Origin of the sequence: Zwartia vadi (assembly GCF_030410375.1) — a bacterium.
GTDB lineage: Bacteria > Pseudomonadota > Gammaproteobacteria > Burkholderiales > Burkholderiaceae_B > Zwartia > Zwartia vadi.
Genome location: NZ_JAUHHE010000007.1, coordinates 45,978 through 67,814, shown reverse-complemented (window position 1 = coordinate 67,814; position 21,837 = coordinate 45,978). Strand labels below are relative to the sequence as shown.

The following is a 21,837-nucleotide window of genomic DNA, read 5'->3' as shown; positions in this document are numbered from 1 at the left end:
GCGAGTAACTGCTACGGTATATGTCAAAGAATAGCGCAGACCAGCTCCGTGTGCGGCTTCGCAGCCTGCGAGAAGCCATTCCTGTTGCCGAACGCCAACAAGGCAGCGATGTCCTTTGCCGCGAACTCTTAAAGTGGTTTGACGCACGTCAAACTGCCCGTGCTTTAGCCCAAACCGCTGCCAACCCTTTGGATAGACCCACAGAACCTGAAATAGTTGCCGGGTTTTGGCCGCTTGAAGGAGAACCCGATTTGCGGCCGGTGTACGCACAACTTCACAAGCAAGGTTCTACTGTGGTGTTACCCATTGTTGTTCGGAAACATGCCCCATTGGAGTTTCATCCGTGGCGGCCAGACTCACCTCTCAAAGAAGGCGCCTTTGGCGTGCGCGAGCCTGTGCGCAGTATTGCGATTCAACCAACGATCCTGCTTGTGCCCACCCTCGGTTTCACAGCCCAGGGCGCACGCATTGGATATGGCGGTGGCTATTACGACCGAACACTGGCGCAAATCAATGAAACAGGACAACCCTTTCTCACGATCGGCATCGCCTGGGATCAGGCTCGCCTGGACGAAGCCACTGGACATGAGCCAGAGGATCACGATTATCCACTCGATACTATCCTGACACCTGGCGGCTGGACGCCCGCACCACCACCAGTTTAGGCGCCACCGGTTTAAGCACCACACAGGCCGGTGCCTGCTGAACGCGCAGTGGTTATTTTGCGTCAGATCCAGACAACCCGCGCCAAATCGACAGCGTTGCCTCGGCATTGTTCAGGGTGTAGAAATGCAAACCCGGCACGCCGTTATCCAATAATGTTTCACACAAACGCGTGACAACCTCGGCGCCAAACGCACGGATCGAGTCCTTGTCGTCGCCCATTTCCGCCAGACGCAAACGGATCCAGCGCGGCACCTCGGCACCGCACATTTCTGAAAACCGCATCAGCTGAGAGTAATTGGTGATGGGCATAATGCCTGGCACGATCGGGATATCGACACCCTTAGCCTGGGCACGTTCGACAAAATCGAAGTAGGCGTCGGCGTTGAAAAAATACTGTGTGATCGCGCTGTTAGCGCCCGCACGCACCTTATTCACGAAATGCATCAAGTCTTTGTCAGGCCCGGAAGCCTGGGGATGCATTTCAGGGTAGGCCGCGACTTCGATATGAAACCAGTCGCCTGTTTCCTGACGGATAAATTCCACCAGGTCACTCGCATGATGCAAGGCACCCGCGGCATTCGCTCCCATGCCAGAGGGCATATCGCCACGCAGCGCGACGATACGCTTCACGCCTTCGTCCCGATAGCGTTGCAACAAGGCTTTGAGGTCGTCGCGCGAGGAACCAATGCAAGACAAATGCGGTGCGGCATCGCAACCGAGCGCGCGCATGGTGCGCACGGTATCGAGCGTGCCGTCACGGGTCGAACCACCCGCGCCAAACGTCACACTGACGTAATGCGGCGCGATCACCAACATCTGCTTGGCTCCCTCGACCAAACGCTGCTGCGCAGCGGCGTCGCGGGGAGGAAAAAACTCGAGGCTAAACGCCGGCGTCACACTTGAGGTCATTGATTAATCAGACTCGTTAAAAACCCGGAGATCACGCTGTACAACAGCGCGCCACCCACTGCCCACCAAAAGCCATTGACCTGAAAACCTTTCAGGATCGAGCCGGCGAGCCAGAACATCAGCGCATTGATCACGAGTAGAAACAGACCCAGCGTCACAATCGTGATGGGCAAGGTCAACAAAATAAGGAGAGGCTTAACCAGCATATTGATTAAACCGAGCACCACTGCCGCAAGCATGGCGGACCAGAAACTGGACACCACGATTCCAGGCAAGATGTAGGCGACAATCAAGAGTGTCACCGCATTTAATATCCAGACCAACAATAAAGTCATGACAATCTCCGGTGAGCACTTCTTTTAAGCACTTCTTTTAAACACTTCTTTTAAACACTTCTTTGTGACGCGAGCCGGAACAACCGGCCCGCGCCGCGACGCATCCATCAAACGATCGATGCGCCTTGCGACAGCCGTTTATTAATAACGGTATGCATCGCCCTTGAAAGGACCTTCCTGCTTGACGCTGATGTAGGCCGCTTGCTGAGGAGTCAAGGTCGTCAAGTTCGCACCAATCTTCTTGAGGTGCAGACGTGCGACTTTTTCATCCAGATGCTTGGGCAGCACATAGACCTGACCGGACTTGTACTGATCATTGCGGCTGAACAACTCGATCTGCGCGATCGTCTGGTTCGTGAACGAAGAAGACATCACAAACGAGGGGTGACCCGTACCGCAACCGAGGTTGACGAGACGGCCCTTGGCCAACAAGATGATGCGCTTGCCGTCAGGGAAAATCACGTGATCGACCTGGGGCTTGATTTCTTCCCACTTGAGGTCTTCCAGACCGACAACGTCGATTTCGTTATCGAAGTGACCGATGTTACAAACAATGGCCTGATCCTTCATGCGATCCATGTGCGCGCGCGTGATGACGTTGTAGTTGCCCGTGGCGGTGACAAAAATGTCAGCCTTGTCAGCGGCTTCTTCCATCGTGACGACTTTGAAACCTTCCATGGCGGCCTGCAACGCGCAGATTGGATCGATCTCGGTTACCCAGACTTGCGCACGCAGAGCGGCCAACGCCTGAGCCGAGCCCTTGCCCACATCGCCGTAGCCCGCGACCACTGCGATTTTGCCTGCGATCATGACGTCGGTTGCACGCTTGATTGCGTCAACGAGTGATTCACGGCAACCATACAAGTTGTCAAACTTCGACTTGGTCACTGAATCGTTCACGTTGATGGCTGCAAAGGCCAGTTCGCCTTTTTTAGACATTTGATACAGACGCAGTACGCCCGTAGTGGTTTCCTCTGTCACGCCCTTGATCTGGGCCAGACGTGTGGAATACCACTTGGGATCTTTCTTGAGCTGTGCCTTGATTGCGGCAAACAACACGACTTCTTCTTCGGAACTGGGGCTGTTCAAGACCGACAGGTCGGTTTCAGCTTTTGTACCGAGGTGCAACAACAGCGTTGCATCGCCGCCATCATCCAAAATCATGTTGGCTTGCTTTTCGCCGGGCCATTCGAAAATCTTGTGGGTGTATTCCCAGTACTCGACCAGTGTCTCGCCTTTTTTAGCGAAGACAGGCGTGCCCATCGCAGCGATCGCGGCAGCAGCGTGGTCCTGTGTCGAGAAAATATTGCAAGAGGCCCAACGCACTTCTGCGCCAAGTGCCTGCAAGGTTTCAATCAACACGGCCGTTTGAATGGTCATGTGCAAGCTACCCGTGATCCGGGCACCCTTCAAGGGCTTGGTTTTCGCAAACTCTTCGCGCGTGGCCATCAGACCAGGCATTTCTGTTTCTGCAATGGCGATTTCACGGCGACCAAAGTCGGCCAAGGTAATATCAGCAACAACGTAATCGGTAAATTTTTCTTTGACAGCGTTCATGTAGGTAGGCTCCGGTAAGCCCGCGGAGCAACAATTGAACGGCTGTGTATTGAGCACCACCGCAATCGCTGCCGGGCAGGATTGGGTGAGCGCCGTTAAGGTTGGCGATATGCCAACGGTAACGTGGAAGCTTTTGAGCCTGGCGGGAGTGACCCGTCGCAACGCTCCTCAAAAGCACATCTATTGTAGCCTTTTTTTGACCAAATCGACAGGGTTTACCCGACAACCCTGAAAAGCTTAAGCTTTTGGAGCGGGAGCCGTGGACGCAAGAGGTGCAAGATGCAAGGCCACGATGTCATCTGCAGGATCGCCATGAAACGGATAGCGGGCGCGAACCAGCGGATCATGGCCGGGAATGATGTGCGCGGGCGATGCAGCCGCCGCGCGCAAGGTCGCATACCCTTGCACCATATCGCCGACATGAAACACGATCGGAAACGGCGAGGGTCGTTCCATGTTTTCATAAAAATGGCTGGCATCAGAGGCCAGCACGACCCAGCCGCGCGCCGTATGCACACGCAAAGACTGAAGACCCTTGGTGTGGCCGCCGATCTTGATGAGCTCCACGCCCGGCGCCAACTCTACCCGACCCTGATGAAATTGCACACGCTCTGCATACAGGCGGCGCACAAGACTCACCACGTTTTCGACATCGTAGGCGTGACGAAACAAGCCATGGCACATGTGCTTGCCACAGGCATAGTCCATTTCGTCTTCCTGAATGTGAAAACGAGCATTCGGGAGCAAGTCGATATTGCCGGCATGGTCATAATGCAAATGGGTTAGCACGACATCCTTGATGTCCTCTGGCGCAAGTCCCAGCAAAGACAGCGCGCCAATCGGACATCGTAAAAGCGTGCGCCCCCTTTCCCGGGCCTGTCGCGCATCGAAACCCGTGTCGACCAAAATGCTGCGCGCACCATCGCGAATGAGCCAAACAAAATAATCCATCGGCATCGGCTCGTCATGCGGATCCTGAACGATAAAGTTTTCACGACGCATGCGTTGCTGAATCGTCGCATAACGCAACGCGTAGATTTCATAATTGGGCAGGCTCATTGTTCATCCTTAATCAGCATTCTCAATGAATCTTGCTTGACACAGGTAAAGGCAAGCGCAGACAATCAAGATCTCTCGAAACAATAGTTACATAGTTTTACGTTTTACTTCTTTTTGATCATACTGATTTTGGAGCCTTACATGTCTGCTAAAAGCGAAACCGCTCAATTGTTCAAAGACGGCCTGGCCGTTCGTCGTGCCGTACTTGGCGCTGATTACGTTGACGGCTCCATTGCGAAAGCCAACGACTTCACCATGGCGTTCCAGCACATCACAACTGAGTGGTGCTGGGGCTATGCCTGGACGCGTGACGGCCTGAGCCGCAAAACGCGCAGCATGCTCAACCTCGCCATGCTGACCGCGCTGAACCGCTCAGCTGAAATCAAATTGCACGTCAAAGGCGCGCTTGCCAACGGCGTGACCGTCGAAGAAATCAAAGAAGTTCTCTTGCACGCAACGGTCTACTGCGGCATCCCTGCCGGACTCGACGCCTTTAAAGCCGCCAACCAAGTGCTCGAAGAAGAAGGCGCCTACACAAAAGCCGCAGCCAAAGCCGCCAAGAAAAAAGTAGCGGCCAAGAAAGCCACTGCCAAAAAAGTCGCCGCAGCGAAGTCCGGTGACGTCGAAGTCCTCGCAGTCAAAGCACCTGCCAAAAAGGCTGCTGCTAAAAAGGCAGCTAAGAAATGAGCGCGCTGCCCACGATAGGTTTTGTGGGCTTGGGCAGCATGGGATGGCCGATGGCCGCTCTGCTGCACAAAGCAGGCTACCCACTCCAGGTCATCGACGCCTCGAAAGAGCGCGCGCAAGCTTTCGCCAAAGAAATCGGCGGCACGGTGGCTGCCTCCAACCGCGCACTTGCCGCTGCTTCAGAGTTCATCATCACCATCCTGCCGACCAGCAACATCGTCGAGGCCGTCTTAAACGGTCCCGACGGTTTACTGGCGGGCCTGCGTCCTGGCTCAGTCGTCATCGACATGACATCAGGCGTGCCAACCATTACACGCACGCTGGCCGAGCAAGTCAAAGCGGCCAAAGGTCATCTGGTGGACGCACCGGTCTCCGGTGGCGTTCCACGCGCCAAGACGGGTGAACTCGCCATCATGTTTGGCGGCAGCACCGAGATTCTTGAACGTGTTCGTCCCGTGCTGTCCTGCATGGGCACCTCGATCACGCCAACCGGTGATGTGGGTTCCGCCCATGCCATGAAGGCGCTGAACAACCTGGTCTCGGCTGGCGGCTTCTTGATTGGCGTCGAAGCACTGCTCATCGGCAAGCGCTTTGGCCTGGACCCCTCGGCAATGGTGGATGTGCTGAACTCTTCAACGGGGATGAACAACTCCACCCAGAAGAAATTCAAGCAATTTGTCTTGTCAGGAAAGTACAACGCCGGCTTTGGACTGGACCTGATGGTTAAAGACCTCAGTATTGCGCTCGGCATCGGTCGCGACACCAACACACCGACACCTTTCTCGTCGTTGTGCCGCGAAATGTGGGCTTCTTGCGCACAAATGCTCGGGCCCGGCCAGGATCACACCGCGATTGCCAAGTTGTCCGAAGCTCTGGCGGGTGACACGTTGTCAGAAAAGAAAGAGGGTTAAGTTTCACCAGGCTTTTTTGGGTAGCCTTCCGCTCGGATGCGCACCCAAACAGCCTGCTTTTCCTCTTCGGTCATGAAGACCCAGTTCGAGACCTCCATGACCGTACGGCCGCAGCCGCGGCACACATCATCAAACAAGGTGGAGCAAATCGCCACGCATGGCGAGTCTGCTCCGTTTGAGGCATCGGCAGTCAACTTAAACCGACTTTTTCAGTGCGGCAGCCTTGTCCGTGGCTTCCCAGCTGAACTCGGGCTCGCTGCGGCCGAAGTGACCGTAAGCAGCTGTCTTGCTGTAGATGGGACGCAACAGATTGAGCATGTTGACGATGCCTTTTGGACGCAGGTCAAAGTGCTCACGCACAAGTTTGGACAATTGCTCGTCAGGCACCACACCCGTACCATCGGTATTGACGGTGATGTTGATCGGCTCAGCCACGCCAATCGCATAGCTCACCTGGACTTCGCACTTGCTGGCCAACCCAGCAGCCACGATATTTTTAGCGACGTAACGTGCGGCGTAGGCGGCCGAACGGTCAACCTTGGAAGGATCCTTGCCGGAGAACGCGCCACCACCGTGACGGCATGCGCCACCGTACGTGTCAACAATGATTTTGCGACCAGTCAGACCGCAATCGCCCTGGGGTCCGCCAATCACAAAACGACCGGTCGGATTGATCAGGAACTTGGTTTTTGCAGTCAACAAACCAGCGGGGAAACTTGGACGAATGATGTCCTCAATCACAGCCTCGTGAATCGCAGTCTGTGAAATTTCTGGAGCGTGCTGTGTCGACAACACAACCGTGTCGACCTCGACAGGCTTGCCATCCACGTAGCGGAAGGTGACCTGAGATTTCGCATCAGGACGCAGCCAAGGCAGGCGGCCGTCTTTGCGCAACTCGCTTTGGCGCTGAACCAGACGGTGCGCATACCAGATTGGAGCAGGCATCAAATCAGGCGTTTCGTTACATGCGTAACCAAACATCAAGCCCTGGTCGCCAGCGCCTTGATTGAGATAATCCTCCGAGCTGCGGTCCACGCCCTGTGCGATATCAGGTGACTGTTTATCGTAGGCGACCAACACTGCGCAGCCTTTGTAGTCGATACCGTAGTCAGTATTGTCATAGCCGATGCGCTTGATCGTGTCGCGTGCGACCTGGATGTAGTCGACATTGGCGGTGGTGGTGATTTCACCAGCCAACACAACCAAGCCCGTGTTGCAAAGTGTCTCAGCCGCCACGCGCGCATTGGGGTCCTGCGCGAAAATTGCGTCCAGCACGGCATCGGAGACTTGGTCTGCGACCTTGTCTGGATGCCCTTCGGAAACTGATTCAGAGGTAAAGAGATAGTCAGAAGACTTTGAAACCATGATCACGTCCTATTTCTGGCTAAGCCAGAGGTGAGGTTAAGGAGGTGCGTTGCACCCCGGACCGACACCTAGATAGACGCTGGATTGGGCGCGACGCTTTAGCGGATTTATTTTTATGTCGACTCAGCATTTCAGCTTTTGTCTAACACCGTCGCCCCGCAAGTTGTCGGTTAACTCAGCGACTTAATCAATAGTTTAAGTCAAAACGGCAAACAAATGGGCGATAATCCCTACATGATCTGGAACTTCACAAAAATGCATGGCGCCGGCAATGACTTCGTGGTCCTGGATGGGGTGCGCCAACCCATTGACATGACCCCCGAGCGGGCACGCGCCCTGGCGCATCGCCAGTTCGGGATCGGCTGCGATCAGATTTTGCTGGTGGATACGCCCTCCCATCCCGAAGCAGATTTTCGCTACCGGATTTTCAACGCGGATGGCAGCGAGGTCGAACACTGTGGCAATGGCGCACGTTGTTTCGTGAAATTTGTCCACGAGCAAAAGCTCTCCTCGCGCAACCCTTTGCGTGCCGAAATCTCCACTGGCTTGATCACCCTTGAGGCCATGCCCAACGGCGAAGTGGTCGTGGATATGGGTCAAACCCGCTTTGACCCTGACGCCCTCCCGTTCGATGTCAGTGGTTTGACGACCCGCGTGCAAGGTCAAGACACCCTCTACGCCCTGCCTTTGCAGACACATACCGATCTGGGGGAGGTCACGGTCTGGCTGTCCGCCGTCGCAATCTCCAACCCCCATGCTGTACAAGTCGTTGACAATGTGGACACCGCACCGGTCTCCCTGCTCGGTCCTTTGATCGAGTCACATCCGCGCTTTGCCCGCCGCGTCAATGCAGGCTTTCTACAAATCGTCGACCGTCACACCGCCCACCTGCGCGTCTACGAGCGTGGTGCGGGCGAGACACTGGCATGCGGCTCGGGTGCCTGCGCGGCTGTCGCGGCAGGAATCCGCCGTGGCTTGCTGGACTCTCCCGTACGGATCCGTACGCACGGCGGCTGGCTCACCATCGCCACCCAGGGTGAGCAAATGCGGATGACCGGTCCAGCCACAACGGTCTTTTCCAGCTCGATCGACATTGATCGACTGGTCGCCTCTATTCCCACTTCCTTTCATACCAAGCCATGACCGATTCACTGCATCCGCATACTGTTGCCAAGTTCCTCCAGGAGCACCCTGAGTTTTTTGTCCAGTACGCCGAGTTGTTTTCAACCCTAGAGGTTCCGCATCCGCATCAGGCGCGCACGATTTCCCTGGGCGAGCGTCAGATCATGACCCTGCGCGAGCGTCTGCGGGACTTTGAGTTCAGACTGGCTGACTTGGTCCGCAATGCCGCACTGAACGAAATCACAACCGACAAACTCAATCGCTGGTGTGTGCGCATGCTGGGCGAGCAATCCACCCTGCGCCTGCCCGGAGAAGTCGCGCTGGGACTCGCCGAGCAATTCAATCTCCAAGAGGTCGCTTTACGCGTCTGGGGCCTGGATCTACCTGCCGAGGGTGTAGGCGCACCCGTTGGTGAGGAAGTACATACTTATGCCAATAACCTTATTAATCCTTATTGTGGCACTGATACGACCCTCACTCCCGTGAGCTGGCTGCATGCCAAACCCGCCTCACTCGCCATTCTGCCGCTGCGTCCTGCTGTCGGGCAGCCTGCCTTTGGATTGCTGGTGCTGGGCTCTGACGATCCTGAGCGGTTTGGGCCGGAAATGGGCGTCGCGTTTCTGCAAACGGTCAGTATTCTGGCGAGCTCCGCGCTCTCGCGGCTCAAACCAGTCGCAGCGGCATAATGTACCCAACTGATCGTCCTAACCTGATCGTCCCCACCAGATGCCTTCGCCGACCATGTCCGATCCCATCACGACCTGGCTCAAACACCTCGAAGTCAACCGTCGTTACTCCGGCCATACTCTCTCGGCCTATCGGCGTGACCTGCAACAACTGGTGACCCTGGCCGACGGCAAACCGCTCGATCAACTCGTCAACGGCAATATCCGGCATTTTCTCGCCCGGCTGCACGGCCAAGGCCACAGTGCGCGGAGTTTGGCCCGGATGCTTGCCGCCTGGCGCGGTTTTTATAAATGGTGGGCACCTCAGGTCGGCATGGCGGCCAATCCGGCGGCCGATGTACGGGCCCCTAAGGCCTCCCGCGGACTACCCAAAGCCCTGTCAGTCGACCAGACCCAGGCACTGCTCGAGGCCCCCGCACTGACTGTGCAAACCGACCCTGCCTCGCTGCGCGACCGGGCCATGTTTGAATTGTTTTACTCGAGCGGCCTGCGTCTAAGTGAGCTCGTCGGGCTGGATGTCAACTACACCCAAAGTAAAGACTACACCTCCTCGGGCTGGATCAACCTCGAGGAGCGCGAGGTCCATGTGTTGGGCAAAGGCGGTAAACGCCGCAGTGTTCCGATCGGCAAACAGGCGCAGGAGTGTCTGGCTCGCTGGATCGAGGCTCGCCCGCAGTTTGCCCAGCCCCACGCCAGCGAAACAGATGCCGCCGCTCTTTTTATCGGGGTACGCGGGGCACGCATCAGTCCACGCGTGGTCCAGAGCCAGCTCACCAGACTCGTCAAGTTGGCCGGCTTGCCTACGCACGTCCACCCCCATGTGCTGCGCCATAGTTTTGCCAGCCATGTCTTGCAATCCGCACAAGACCTCAGAGCGGTTCAAGAAATGCTTGGTCATGCCAACATCTCCACGACTCAGCTCTACACCAAGCTCGATTTCCAGCATCTGGCCAAAGCCTATGACTCGGCACACCCCCGCGCTGGCAGAAAAAGCTAATCAAAACATGCGGTTATACAAATGATTGTATAATTGACGATTTATCTGCCGGACCTAGTAATTATCACTTAGGGCTTGAAACTCAGGTGATCGCCCCCACATATATAGACGGCATTAAATGAATGTGAAGAAGTCAGCACACTGTGATGACATTTTCATGTCAGCCTGATTGCCTAAAATGCGTCGAAGGTGTTTGCCCGATGGCCTAGGCTGTGATGTAATCCGGCGTTCGCCTCAGGTCTGATCATCGCCCCAAGGCCCTGCTTTTTTACCCGTTTTTGAAGTCAAACTGATCATGAATTCCCCTCGCAGTCTGGACCAGATGGTCCCCGTCACGATCCTCACCGGCTTTCTCGGCGCAGGAAAAACGACGCTCTTGAAACGCATCCTGACGGAGTATCACGGTAAGCGTATCGCGGTGATCGAAAACGAATTCGGACCCGAGAGCATCGATAACGACTTGCTCGTTCAAGATCAGGATGAAGAAATCATCGAATTGTCCAACGGCTGCGTCTGCTGCACGGTGCGTGGCGACTTGATGCGCACCTTGCTTGATCTGCGCAAACGTCACGAAAGTGGCGAACTGAATTTTGAGCGCGTCATCATCGAGACGACCGGCATGGCCAACCCCGGTCCGGTCTGCCAGACTTTTTTCATGGATGATGACATCGCCGAGTACTACCGCCTCGACGCAGTCGTCACCATCGTCGACGCGAAACACGGCATGGAAACTCTCGACGAACAAGAGGAAGCCCAAAAACAAGTTGGCTTTGCTGATCGCATCCTGATTTCGAAAAAAGATCTGGTCACGGATGCCGAGTACGCTGCGCTTCGTCGCCGTATCGTGCACATGAATCCACGCGCAGCGATCGAGGCCGTCAATTTCGGCGACACCGATCTGAAAAAGATCATCGACATCAGCGGCTTTAATCTCAACACTATCCTGGATATCGACCCACAGTTTCTGGCCGACGAACATCCCGATGCCGCGCACGATCATGATCACAGTCATTGCGACCATGACCATGGCCACTGCGACCACGATCACGCGCATGACCATGGACATGATCACGCACATGGCCACGATCATGCGCACGATCACGATCCCGCGACGTGCACCAATCCAGACCATAACCATGGTCATGCCCACAAACCTGCGCACAATGACAATATTGGTGCATTTGTTTTCAAGTCCGACAAACCTTTTGATCCAGAGCGTCTTGAGGAGTTTCTCGGCGGCGTGGTTCAGGTCTACGGACCCGATCTTCTGCGTTACAAGGGTATTCTTTATATGAAAGGCATCAACAAGCGGATGCTCTTTCAGGGTGTCCACATGTTGATGGGCGCCGAACCTGGCAAGCCCTGGCTAGCTAACGAAAAAAAGACCACAAAAATGGTCTTCATCGGACGCAAACTGCCACAAGAGATCTTTACCAAAGGTCTGGAGCAGTGCCTAGCCAAGTAGTCCCTCTGCGCCCGTGCGCCGAGCTAAATTAATGGAGTGTTTTTCATGGTAACCAAGGCAGCAAAACCCGCAGCAAGCAAGGCGACTGCAGCAAAAGCCCCCGTCTCCACACAGGTCGCGGCTGTTAAAAACGCAGCCCCCGCACCGGCAAAAACACCAGCTGTTGCCACCAAAGCGGCACAGAAAAAGCCCGTCAATTCTGGCGATCTGTCTGAGAACAACCTGCCCACCGAGGCTGAGTTGTTGAAAATGCCCGAGTCCGAATACATGAACGAGCGTCAGCTCGGCTTTTTCCGCGACCGTCTCAGACAACTCGAACAAGAGATTCTCAGCAATGCCGGCGCGACGACCGAGCATTTGCGTGAAACGCAATTTGTGCCGGACCCTGCGGACCGCGCGACAATCGAAGAAGAGCACGCGCTTGAGTTACGCACACGCGATCGTGAACGCAAACTACTCAAAAAAGTCCAGCAATCGATTGCCCGCATCGATAGCGGCGAGTATGGCTGGTGCGAAGAAACAGGCGAGCCGATCGGCTTGCGTCGTTTGCTCGCGCGCCCGACTGCGACGCTTTCCCTCGAAGCGCAGGAGCGACGTGAAATGCGACAGAAAATGTTTGGTGACTAACACCGTCGACGCACACTTGCGTTAACTCTGCGCGCATTTCCCCAAGAGGGCACACTCGATTCAACACTAGTGTGCCCTTTCAATTTATAGTGAACATCAGAGTTCGACATACCTTTTTTAGCAGCACAAAGGCTAAGCACATGGAACAGTTTCACGGGACTACTATTGTTTGCGTCCGACGCGGCAACCGCGTCGCACTCGGCGGCGACGGCCAGGTCACACTCGGCAACATCATCATCAAAGGCACGGCACGGAAAATCCGTCGGCTCTATCACGACAAAATTCTCGCGGGCTTCGCCGGTGCGACCGCTGATGCGTTTACGCTCCAGGAACGCTTCGAAGGCAAGCTTGAAAAACACCAGGGCAACCTCATGCGCGCAGCCGTCGAGCTCACACGGGACTGGCGCACAGATCGCGTATTGCGTCGCCTCGAAGCCATGCTGATCGTAGCCGATCGTGAACACACCCTCGTGCTCACCGGCAACGGTGATGTGCTCGAGCCTGAAAATGGCCTCGCCGCGATTGGCTCCGGCGGTGCGTATGCGCAATCCGCCGCGATGGCCTTGTTGCGTCACACCGAACTCTCGCCAGAAGTCATCGTCAAACAGTCGCTCGAAATTGCGGGCGATCTGTGCATCTATACCAACCAACAGCATCTGATTGAAACACTGGAATAATCATGTCAGCCTCAACAATGACGCCTAGTGAGATTGTGTCCGAACTGGACAAGTTCATCGTTGGCCAAAACCGCGCCAAGCGTTCCGTGGCCGTCGCCCTGCGCAACCGCTGGCGCCGCCAACAGGTCGCCGAACCACTACGCCACGAAATTCATCCCAAAAATATTCTGATGATCGGTCCAACCGGTGTGGGCAAAACTGAAATCGCCCGCAGACTCGCCAAACTTGTCGATGCGCCCTTCATCAAAATCGAAGCGACTAAGTTCACTGAAGTCGGCTATGTGGGTCGCGATGTCGACACCATCATCCGCGACCTCGCCGAAATCGCAATCAAACAAACGCGCGAACAAGAAATGAAGCGTGTGCGCACCCTCGCTGAAGACTCGGCAGAGGACCGCATCCTCGATGTTTTGCTCACGCCGCCGCGTGCGGCGGACGGCTCACCGATTCGCGAAGAAAATGCCACACGTCAAACGTTTCGTAAACGCCTGCGCGAGGGTCAGCTCGACAACACCGAGATCGATATCGAGGTTGCCCAGCCCACGCCGCAAATGGACATCATGACGCCCCCCGGCATGGAGGATATGGCCGAGCAACTCAAAGGCATGTTCGCCGGACTGTCGCGCGACAAAACCAAGAAGCGCAAAATGACTGTCAAAGAGGCCTTCAAACTTCTCGTCGATGAAGAGGCCGCGAAACGCGTGAACGAAGAAGACCTGCGCACCGTCGCGATCCAGAAAGTTGAGCAACACGGCATCGTCTTTCTCGACGAGATCGACAAGATCGCCGCGCGCCAGGAGTCCGGTGGCGCTGATGTTTCCCGTCAGGGCGTGCAGCGCGACCTGCTGCCCTTGGTCGAAGGCACAACAGTCACGACCAAATACGGCATGATCCGCACCGATCACATTTTGTTTATCGCATCGGGCGCCTTTCACCTCTCACGCCCTTCCGATCTCATTCCTGAGTTGCAAGGCCGCTTTCCGATCAGAGTTGAACTTGACTCCCTGACTGCCAAGGATTTTGTGCAGATCCTGTGCGACACCAATGCCTCACTGACCAAGCAATACACCGCCCTGCTCGCCACTGAAGACGTGCACCTGAACTTCACGGACGAAGGGATTGCCCGATTGGCAGAGCTTGCGTTTGAGGTCAACGAGCGCACAGAAAACATTGGCGCGCGCAGACTCTACACCGTCATGGAAAAGTTGTTAGAGGATCTATCCTTTGACGCAACGAGCAGCAGCGGCCAGACAATCGTGATCGATGCGCAGTACGTCAATGACAAGCTCGCAGAAGCCGCAGCCAGCCAAGACCTTGCTCGATACGTTCTGTAACCCTCCTACTCGCCCCCCTTTCGCCAAGCGCCACCAAGGACCCCTATGAGCACTCGCCTCTCCATCATTGCCACACGCACCGGAGACGATGGCTCAACGGGCCTGGGGGATGGCACGCGCGTGCCCAAAGACAGCGCGCGCGTTCAGGCCATGGGCGATGTGGACGAGCTCAACAGCTGTCTCGGTCTACTGTTAGCCGATGATTTGCCGGCTGACATCGCAGAGGCGATCGCACCTGCGCAGCACGTCTTGTTCGATCTGGGCAGCGAGCTCGCTGTGCCCGGTTATTTTTTGATGAAAGCCGAACAAGTCGCCTATCTGGATCAACAAATCAGCACCTTCAACGCACGGCTCACACCTCTCAAAGAATTTATCCTGCCCGGTGGTACGCGCGCCGCGTCGCTTGCGCACGTTGCCCGCAGCGTGTGCCGTCGCGCCGAGCGCTCGGTCGTCGCCCTGCACCACGAGACACCGTTGGGTCCATTGCCGCAACAGTACCTCAACCGCCTGTCAGACTTGCTGTTTATCCTGGCACGCTGCTTGAATCAAGCGGCAAATCATCCCGACTCGCTGTGGCGACGGGATTAATACTTTCATGTCATTGACTTACTAACTAGTCATGACAAGTCTCTCATTCGACTCATATCATTCACCTTCTTCCTGTAACAGCACATCTAAATCAACGTCGATGTTCTCGACAAGAAATTGCACTTGTTGAATAAAAGCAGCATCGATCGCTTTTAAACGCTCAGGGTGTATTTCTATATCGCGAGTCAGAAAACTCATGAACGAATCAGGCACAGAGACTTCCGTAGTTTCTGCATGCTTAAAATACTTAGTTTCAGCGCTCAATTTGATATCCTCCAGTTATCAATTCATCATTAAGTTTCATTTTACGTGAATCAATTCAGCTTCTAGTATGTGGGGGTTAGTCCAACAACGGAATCAGGAGACCCCCGTGAAAAACAAACTAGTCAATGCCTTGATGCTTGGCCTGGCCGTGTCGCTCAGCGCCCCCGCGCTCGCGCAAGAGTGGCCAACCAAACCCGTTAAATTACTCGTCGGTTCCTCGCCAGGTGGTGGCACAGACGCCATGGCACGCGCCGTCGCCGACAAACTCACCCCGATGTGGGGCCAAACCGTGGTGGTCGAAAACAAGCCCGGCGCCTCCAACACACTCGCCGCTGACCTCACCGCCAAGTCGACCGACGGCCAGACCATGTTGATGGGCGTATCCACCGCGCAAGCCATCGCCCCCCATCTGCTCAAGCTCAACTACAACAACGAGACGGACCTCGTCCCTGTCGCGTTCACAGGGTCCGTGCCTAACGTTCTTGTCGTCGCCGCCAACAGTCCTGTCAATAGCGTGCAAGACCTCGTCAAGTTGCTCAAGAGCAAACCCGGTCAGCTCAACTTCGCCTCGAGCGGAGCAGGCAGCACACAACACATTGCCGCCGAACTTTTTAAAGATCTGGCTGGCGTCAATGCCGTACATGTTCCCTACAAAGGAAGCGGCCCTGCCATGATCGACCTGATCGCGGGACAAGTGCAGTACGCCTTCGAAACCATGTCCTCGGCATTGCCACAGATCCGCGCTGGAAAACTCAAAGCACTCGGTGTCGCGAGCGACGCACGCAACCCGCAACTCCCCGATACGCCCACCATGAAAGAAGCTGGTGTGCCTTTGGTGATGAGCGCCTGGTACGGTGTGTATATGCCCGCCAAAACACCCGCCGCAGTGATCAACAAAGTCAACGCGGATGTGAACAAGACGCTGGCGATGCCTGACACGGTCAAACGTCTGGAGACCATCGGCGCGACGATTCAACCCATGTCACCCGCGCAATTCAAAGCGTTTCACGATGCTGAAAACAAGCGCTATGCCGATGTGATTAAAAAGAACAACATTCAAGTCAATTAATTCGACCCCGCTGCACAGGAAGTGTATTTATGAAGATCAAAGCCGTCCGCGCCCGTGTGTTTGAATGGAAAGGAAAAACCGTTCCGCCCCAGGGTAACTTTTGTTCAAACGCCATGGACTTGGTGTACTCAAAAAATGAAACCATGAGTACCTTTCGTTTCCATTCGTGGACGGTCGTCGAAATCGAGACTGACACCGGCATAGTCGGTCTCGGTAACGTCGCTCTCGCACCTAAGATCGCCAAAGCCATCATCGACGAATATCTCGCTGCCATGGTCATTAGCGAAGACCCCTGGGATTACGAATACCTTTGGCAAAAAATGTATCGCGGTACGCACGCCTGGGGACGCAAAGGTGTCACCATGGCTGCGATCTCCGCCATCGATTTGGCCATCTGGGACATCCTGGGCAAAAGCGTCAACAAGCCCGTCTTTAAATTACTCGGCGGACGCACCAAAGAAAAAATTCCTTGCTACTACTCCAAGCTCTATCGCACCGACTTGAATGAAATGCAAAAGGAGGCGCAGACGTTTCTTGATCAAGGATTCAAGGCTTTCAAAATGCGCTTTGGCTACGGCCCCGCTCACTTGCAACAAGGCGTCGTCGAAAACCTCAAGTCGGTAGCCGCAGTTCGTGAAGTGATCGGTGACGATACTGATCTCATGCTCGAATGCTACATGGGCTGGAACCTCGAGTATGCAAAACGCATACTGCCCAAGCTGGAAAAATACGCACCGCGCTGGCTCGAAGAGCCAGTGATCGCCGACGACATCGATGGCTATGCCGAACTCAATCAGCTCACCAGCATTCCGATTTCTGGCGGGGAACATGAGTTCTCTCTTTACGGCTTTAAGCAACTCCTTGATCGCAAAGCCGTCTCCGTCGTGCAGTACGACACGAATCGAGTCGGCGGCATTACCGCTGCGCACAAAATCAACGCGCTATGCGAAGCCTATAGCGTGCCTGTGATTCCGCATGCCGGTCAAATGCATAACTATCACTTGACGATGAGCACACTCGCCTCCCCGATGAGTGAGTATTTTCCGATGTTTGATGTGGAAGTCGGCAACGAACTGTTTTATTACATCTTTGATGGCGAACCTGTCGCCAAAGATGGTTTTATCCAGCTCGACGACCACACACCCGGACTCGGCCTCACACTTAAGACCGAGTATCTGAAAGACTTCAACATCATCGAGTAAACAATGGCCACACAACCCAGATATCAAGGCGTATTTCCCGTTGTCCCGACCATTTTCAAAGAGTCCGGAGAGCTGGATCTCCCTAGCCAGAAGCGCTGTGTCGATTTCATGATTGATGCCGGCTCGCACGGCCTGTGCATTCTCGCGAACTTCTCAGAACAGTTTTCAATCTCGGATGACGAGCGAGATCGCCTGACCCGCGAAATCCTGGAGCATGTTGCAGGCAGGGTGCCTGTCATCGTCACGACGACACATTACGGATCCTTGATTTGCGCCCAACGCAGCAAGCGCGCCCAAGACTTGGGCGCCTCGATGGTGATGATCATGCCACCCTACCATGGCGCCACCATCCGCGTACCAGAGCCTTACATTTACGAATTTTTCGCCAAAGTCTCGGACGCGATCAACATCCCCATCATGATTCAGGATGCCCCCGTGAGCGGGACCACACTGTCTGCGGCCTTTCTTGCAAAGATGGCCACCGAGATCGCCAACGTCTCGTACTTCAAAATTGAAACACCGGGCGCGGCCAGCAAGTTGCGCGAACTCATCAAACTTGGCGGAGAAGCCATCGAAGGCCCCTGGGATGGCGAAGAGGCCATCACCTTACTGCCCGACCTTGAAGCGGGTTGCACGGGCGCCATGACCGGTGGCGGTTACCCGGATGGCATTCGTCAAATCATGGATCCCTGGTTTGCAGGTCAACGTGAGCAGGCCATTGCGGCCTACACACGCTGGCTACCCTTGATCAATTATGAAAATCGCCAAGGCGGGATTTTGTCCGCCAAAGCACTCATGAAAGCGGGCGGCATCATCGACTCCGAGGTTTCTCGCCACCCCTTTCCCGCCATGCATCCCGCCGTGCGCAGTGGTTTAATCGACACAGCCAAACGACTCGACCCGCTGGTGTTTCGCTGGGGTCAATCATTCGGGCTTTAAACCGATTTCTAACCTTTAACCGATGCTTGATTCTGATGAATGAAGCATCGTTAAAAACGCCTGGGTCGCGGGCGATACGGGACGATCCTTTTTAATGAGGCTGCCATAAGGATCGAGCTTATTTTTGATCCGGTAGCGCAGCACCTTGATGCGTCCGCTATCGGCAAAAATCGCCGCGACAGACTCGGGGATGACTGCAATCATATCGGTGCGTGTGACGATATCCGCAGTGGTCAGGATCGAGGAGGTCTCGATCAAGTTTGCAGGCAGCACCAGATGCTGATCCCGAAACTCCCGTTCAATCACCGCGCGCATCGGACTGCCGGGCCCCTGAAGAATCCAGGGAAACTTGTGCAAAGCCTCGAGTGTCACCTTTGTCTTGCCAGCCAGAGGATGATCAACAGCCCCCACGATCGACAAAGACTCGTTGGCGATCGGTCGAAACTCATAATCCTCGTGCTTAACGCTGACGATCCGCCCAATGACCAAGTCCAGGTCGCCCTGGTTGAGCGCTTCGATCAGCACATCACTTGTGCCCGTCGAAATATTGATCGATAGCATCGGATAGGATCGACGCATCGCGATCAAGGCATCTGTCAAAATCGCAGGCGAAGCGGCCATGATGCTGCCCACCGACAAAGTTCCGTGAATACCTGTTTGCATCGCATCGAGTTCACGGGCCAGAGACTCGAGACTGCCTCGCATGCCCTGAAAAAAACCGAGCACAGTCTTGCCCGCCGCGTTCAGCGTCAACGTTCTACCGGTGCGATCGAAAATCTTCGTCCCGAGCGCATCCTCAAGCTCATGCAGCATTTTGGTGGCGGCGGGCTGCGTCATGCCCATCACCTGGGCCGCCGCACGCAAGGTGCGATGCTCCTGAATACTCAGCAGCAACGATACCTGTCGCATTCTCAGCCGATTGAGCAAGGTGTGCGCGTAGTGATTCATGCGAGGATGTTCATTTTTAATGATAACTTCAAGATATCAATCAATGATGAAGTTTCATTTTACTGGAATTGATTATCTACCTAGAATAGGGCAACATACACTGATCAATAAAGAGACACGCATGCAAAACGCCCGTCCCGTCGTCGTGCTGACCTTAGGCGACCCTGCCGGTATCGGCCCAGAACTCATCGCACGCCTGCTGGCCCAGCATCCTGTTTGCACCCTGGCCAACGTCGTCCTCATCGGCGATCAGTGGTTATGGGAACAAGGTCAGCAGATCGCACAGGTTCGCGTGCCGACCGCCCCAGTGGACTCTTTTGAGGCGGTTCGCACGCGCCCCAATCAAGAGCTGCCAGCCTTTCTGTCACTGCACTCCATTGATCCCGGCGATGTCCAGATCGGCCAGGTCAGCGCACGCAACGGCTCCTCCACTTTGAAAATTCTCAATGCCTGCATGGATGCCACCCTGGCTGGCCATGTCGACGCCATCTGTTTTGCGCCGCTCAATAAACAAGCCCTCAAAATGGGGGGCATGCAACACGAGGACGAGCTGCATCATTTTGCCGAATACTTGGGTGTCACAGGATATTTCTGCGAGTTCAACACGCTGGGTAACCTCTGGACCTCTCGCATCTCCTCACACGTTCCGCTCAAGGATGTGGCCAAGTACCTCAGCAAAGAACGGATCGAACAAGCCTCGGAACTGATCTACAAAGCGCTCCTGGCCAGTGGTTTTGAAACACCCAAGATCGCCATCGCGGCCTTCAATCCACACGGCGGTGACGGTGGCTCCTGCGGCCGCGAAGAAATTGACATCATCGCCCCTGCGGTGGCAGCCCTCCAGGCAAAAAAATGGCCCACCGAGGCGCCTTTTCACGGTCCCTTTCCAGCCGACACGATTTTCCTGAAAGCGCAGGCAGGCGAGTACCAGGCAATCGTCACCATGTATCACGACCAAGGACAAATCGCCATCAAACTACTGGGCTTTTCGAAAGGCGTCACGGTTCAAGGCGGCCTGCCCATTCCCATCGCCACGCCTGCACACGGCACGGCCTACGACATCGCGGGCAAAGGTCGGGCAAGCGTAGAAGCCACTTGGCAGGCCTTTCAGATCGCCGCTCGCATGGGTAAAGCCTGGCGACAATGATTGATTGGCAAATTGTGATCGCGATGGCGATGTTCGCGTTCGCCTCCTCGATCACCCCGGGTCCGAACAACATGATGCTGTTGAGTTCGGGCGTGAATTTCGGCTTTGCGCGCACGATTCCCCACATGCTGGGGATTTCGCTGGGTCATTTGGTGATGCTGCTCGCCATTGGCGCGGGGCTCGACCGACTGTTTCAAGCCTTTCCGCTTGGCTATCAGATCATGAAGGTGGTGGGGTTTTGCTACCTGCTTTATCTTGCCTGGCGCATCGCTTTTAACCAGACCCCGCTCAAGCGCGGAGAGACCACAGGCAAACCGCTCGGGTTTATTGGCGCCGCCTTGTTTCAGTGGGTCAACCCCAAGGCCTTACTGATGGCGATTACGTATTTCAGCAACTACATGCCGATCGATGCATCCAATACCTTCATCTTTTTCACGTGCCTGATGTTTACCGTGATCAACTGGCCTTGCCTGAGTTTGTGGGTATTGCTTGGGACCCAACTCGAACGCTTCCTGTCCAAACCCAGACAGAGACAACTTTTTAACAAAGGCATGGCACTGTTGCTGGTGCTCTCGATGGTGCCGGTATTGGTGATGTAATCAGCGTTCACGCAACGCCAGAAACAGTCGGATCAAAATAAGCGTCTCGGGGATTCCCGAAAGATACGCGTCATAAAAATCAAAGCTCGTCTCGGCATAGCTCGGCTCAAACCCCGACAAACCATCCAGATAAGAGTAAACATGCCAGGCGATGAGGGGCAATAACCAGAGTGTGCGGTTTTTATCCACGGCTTGTTTCTTAATCAACCAATAGGACAGGCCGAGAAACACCACCATAAACAACACAAAAATCCCCATCGGAATGGACAAGAACCCGCCACTCTGCTCCAGGAAGTCTGCAGCCGAGCTCGTCAGGAAATACGCCCCGATGTTGAAAAACGTGACGTAGAAATACATTTTCCACAGCTCGGCCGGATTGTCGAACGCCTTGAGTTTGACAGGGGTCGCGAGCGGCGTGACAGGAGTCGGCGCAGGCGTCATGGCCGGCGCACCAGGCATGGACGCAGACGTCTCGATCGGGTGTCCACACGCGCTACAGAAACGGGCATCCGCCGGATTTTTAGTCCCGCACGCAGTGCAAAACGACATCGCTCACCTCTTCACAAATCAATCGATCATTAAACAAATCATTCAGCAAGTGACACTTTAAAGCATTCAGACCCTCAACCCCAGTAAGAACCTGATTCAGACATTAAACCCTCAAATTTTCATGAACTTTGCCTA

General features: G+C 55.1%; 24 protein-coding genes, 1 pseudogene and 1 riboswitch. Of the genes and pseudogenes, 16 read left to right on the top strand and 9 right to left on the bottom strand.

All coding sequences use genetic code 11. The features are described 5' to 3' along the window. The first annotated feature begins 20 nt into the window (after positions 1 to 20). On the top strand, positions 21 to 665 hold the full coding sequence (locus QWY27_RS07720; RefSeq protein WP_290196370.1) for a 5-formyltetrahydrofolate cyclo-ligase: 645 nt from the start codon (positions 21 to 23) through the stop codon (positions 663 to 665). A 52-nt stretch (positions 666 to 717) separates the two neighbouring features. On the opposite strand, the gene metF is transcribed toward QWY27_RS07720, so the two are convergent. From metF to QWY27_RS07700, 4 genes are all read right to left on the bottom strand, one after another. Then, positions 718 to 1,575 carry a methylenetetrahydrofolate reductase [NAD(P)H] gene (metF, locus tag QWY27_RS07715; RefSeq protein ID WP_290196368.1) on the bottom strand — a complete coding sequence of 286 codons (858 nt, stop codon included), beginning with the start codon at positions 1,573 to 1,575 and terminating at the stop codon, positions 718 to 720. After that, a complete protein-coding gene (locus QWY27_RS07710) occupies positions 1,572 to 1,910 on the bottom strand; it encodes a phage holin family protein (protein WP_290196366.1) in 339 nt (112 codons plus the stop codon). Before QWY27_RS07710 ends, metF begins: the two co-directional genes overlap by 4 nt. 141 nt (positions 1,911 to 2,051) lie before the next feature. Further along, positions 2,052 to 3,467: an adenosylhomocysteinase gene (ahcY, locus tag QWY27_RS07705; protein ID WP_290196364.1), complete on the bottom strand. Its 1,416-nt coding sequence runs from the start codon at positions 3,465 to 3,467 to the stop codon at positions 2,052 to 2,054. 80 nt (positions 3,468 to 3,547) lie between these two features. Beyond that, positions 3,548 to 3,643, bottom strand: a riboswitch (S-adenosyl-L-homocysteine riboswitch). Positions 3,644 to 3,704: 61 nt separating this feature from the next. Beyond that, on the bottom strand, positions 3,705 to 4,526 hold the full coding sequence (locus QWY27_RS07700; RefSeq protein WP_290196362.1) for an N-acyl homoserine lactonase family protein: 822 nt from the start codon (positions 4,524 to 4,526) through the stop codon (positions 3,705 to 3,707). A 141-nt stretch (positions 4,527 to 4,667) separates the two neighbouring features. Here QWY27_RS07700 and QWY27_RS07695 point away from each other — a divergent pair. After that, positions 4,668 to 5,072 (top strand): annotated as a pseudogene (locus QWY27_RS07695) (carboxymuconolactone decarboxylase family protein); the annotation flags it as partial. A 137-nt stretch (positions 5,073 to 5,209) separates the two neighbouring features. Beyond that, entirely contained in the window at positions 5,210 to 6,124 is a 915-nt protein-coding gene (locus tag QWY27_RS07690) for an NAD(P)-dependent oxidoreductase (RefSeq protein WP_290196360.1), read from the top strand. On the opposite strand, the gene QWY27_RS07685 is transcribed toward QWY27_RS07690, so the two are convergent. Then, the gene (locus QWY27_RS07685) at positions 6,121 to 6,318 is read right to left on the bottom strand and encodes a DUF1289 domain-containing protein (RefSeq protein ID WP_290196357.1); all 198 of its coding nucleotides are present in this window, start codon (positions 6,316 to 6,318) and stop codon (positions 6,121 to 6,123) included. The two genes, QWY27_RS07690 and QWY27_RS07685, sit on opposite strands and share 4 nt — an antisense overlap. A gap of 1 nt (position 6,319) precedes the next feature. Further along, positions 6,320 to 7,489 carry a methionine adenosyltransferase gene (gene metK / locus QWY27_RS07680; protein WP_290196356.1) on the bottom strand — a complete coding sequence of 390 codons (1,170 nt, stop codon included), beginning with the start codon at positions 7,487 to 7,489 and terminating at the stop codon, positions 6,320 to 6,322. A gap of 216 nt (positions 7,490 to 7,705) precedes the next feature. Between metK and dapF the strand changes: the two genes are divergently transcribed. From dapF to QWY27_RS07640, 8 genes are all read left to right on the top strand, one after another. Further along, positions 7,706 to 8,632 (top strand): diaminopimelate epimerase, encoded by a 927-nt coding sequence (dapF, locus tag QWY27_RS07675; RefSeq protein WP_290196354.1) that lies wholly within the window; start codon positions 7,706 to 7,708, stop codon positions 8,630 to 8,632. Then, entirely contained in the window at positions 8,629 to 9,297 is a 669-nt protein-coding gene (locus tag QWY27_RS07670) for a DUF484 family protein (protein WP_290196352.1), read from the top strand. Before dapF ends, QWY27_RS07670 begins: the two co-directional genes overlap by 4 nt. Positions 9,298 to 9,352: 55 nt before the next feature. Further along, complete coding sequence (xerC, locus tag QWY27_RS07665) at positions 9,353 to 10,294, top strand: tyrosine recombinase XerC (protein WP_290196350.1); 942 nt, start codon at positions 9,353 to 9,355, stop codon at positions 10,292 to 10,294. Between the two features lie 295 nt (positions 10,295 to 10,589). After that, positions 10,590 to 11,759, top strand: a complete 1,170-nt coding sequence (locus QWY27_RS07660; RefSeq protein ID WP_290196348.1) for a CobW family GTP-binding protein — start codon at positions 10,590 to 10,592, stop codon at positions 11,757 to 11,759. 207 nt (positions 11,760 to 11,966) lie between these two features. Next, a complete protein-coding gene (gene dksA, locus QWY27_RS07655) occupies positions 11,967 to 12,386 on the top strand; it encodes an RNA polymerase-binding protein DksA (protein WP_290196550.1) in 420 nt (139 codons plus the stop codon). A gap of 140 nt (positions 12,387 to 12,526) precedes the next feature. Next, entirely contained in the window at positions 12,527 to 13,063 is a 537-nt protein-coding gene (gene hslV / locus QWY27_RS07650) for an ATP-dependent protease subunit HslV (RefSeq protein WP_290196346.1), read from the top strand. Between the two features lie 2 nt (positions 13,064 to 13,065). Beyond that, a complete protein-coding gene (hslU, locus tag QWY27_RS07645) occupies positions 13,066 to 14,397 on the top strand; it encodes an ATP-dependent protease ATPase subunit HslU (protein ID WP_290196344.1) in 1,332 nt (443 codons plus the stop codon). Between the two features lie 45 nt (positions 14,398 to 14,442). Then, positions 14,443 to 14,985 (top strand): cob(I)yrinic acid a,c-diamide adenosyltransferase, encoded by a 543-nt coding sequence (locus QWY27_RS07640; RefSeq protein ID WP_290196341.1) that lies wholly within the window; start codon positions 14,443 to 14,445, stop codon positions 14,983 to 14,985. 57 nt (positions 14,986 to 15,042) lie between these two features. On the opposite strand, the gene QWY27_RS07635 is transcribed toward QWY27_RS07640, so the two are convergent. Beyond that, positions 15,043 to 15,249 (bottom strand): type II toxin-antitoxin system PrlF family antitoxin, encoded by a 207-nt coding sequence (locus QWY27_RS07635; RefSeq protein ID WP_290196339.1) that lies wholly within the window; start codon positions 15,247 to 15,249, stop codon positions 15,043 to 15,045. A gap of 133 nt (positions 15,250 to 15,382) precedes the next feature. On the opposite strand from QWY27_RS07635, the gene QWY27_RS07630 reads away from it, so the two are divergent. The 3 genes from QWY27_RS07630 to QWY27_RS07620 are packed head-to-tail and all read left to right on the top strand — an operon-like array spanning position 15,383 to position 18,459. After that, complete coding sequence (locus tag QWY27_RS07630) at positions 15,383 to 16,318, top strand: Bug family tripartite tricarboxylate transporter substrate binding protein (protein ID WP_290196548.1); 936 nt, start codon at positions 15,383 to 15,385, stop codon at positions 16,316 to 16,318. A 29-nt stretch (positions 16,319 to 16,347) separates the two neighbouring features. Beyond that, positions 16,348 to 17,520 carry an L-rhamnonate dehydratase gene (locus tag QWY27_RS07625; protein WP_290196337.1) on the top strand — a complete coding sequence of 391 codons (1,173 nt, stop codon included), beginning with the start codon at positions 16,348 to 16,350 and terminating at the stop codon, positions 17,518 to 17,520. Between the two features lie 3 nt (positions 17,521 to 17,523). Next, positions 17,524 to 18,459 (top strand): dihydrodipicolinate synthase family protein, encoded by a 936-nt coding sequence (locus QWY27_RS07620; protein WP_290196336.1) that lies wholly within the window; start codon positions 17,524 to 17,526, stop codon positions 18,457 to 18,459. A gap of 15 nt (positions 18,460 to 18,474) precedes the next feature. Here QWY27_RS07620 and QWY27_RS07615 read toward each other — a convergent pair whose 3' ends face one another. Then, positions 18,475 to 19,407, bottom strand: coding sequence for a LysR family transcriptional regulator (locus QWY27_RS07615; protein ID WP_290196334.1), 933 nt, complete (start codon positions 19,405 to 19,407; stop codon positions 18,475 to 18,477). Between the two features lie 121 nt (positions 19,408 to 19,528). Between QWY27_RS07615 and QWY27_RS07610 the strand changes: the two genes are divergently transcribed. Beyond that, complete coding sequence (locus QWY27_RS07610; protein WP_290196332.1) at positions 19,529 to 20,554, top strand: 4-hydroxythreonine-4-phosphate dehydrogenase PdxA; 1,026 nt, start codon at positions 19,529 to 19,531, stop codon at positions 20,552 to 20,554. Further along, a complete protein-coding gene (locus tag QWY27_RS07605) occupies positions 20,551 to 21,153 on the top strand; it encodes a LysE family translocator (RefSeq protein ID WP_290196331.1) in 603 nt (200 codons plus the stop codon). Before QWY27_RS07610 ends, QWY27_RS07605 begins: the two co-directional genes overlap by 4 nt. On the opposite strand, the gene QWY27_RS07600 is transcribed toward QWY27_RS07605, so the two are convergent. Continuing rightward, on the bottom strand, positions 21,154 to 21,702 hold the full coding sequence (locus tag QWY27_RS07600; RefSeq protein WP_290196329.1) for a zinc ribbon domain-containing protein: 549 nt from the start codon (positions 21,700 to 21,702) through the stop codon (positions 21,154 to 21,156). Positions 21,703 to 21,837 lie beyond the last annotated feature (135 nt).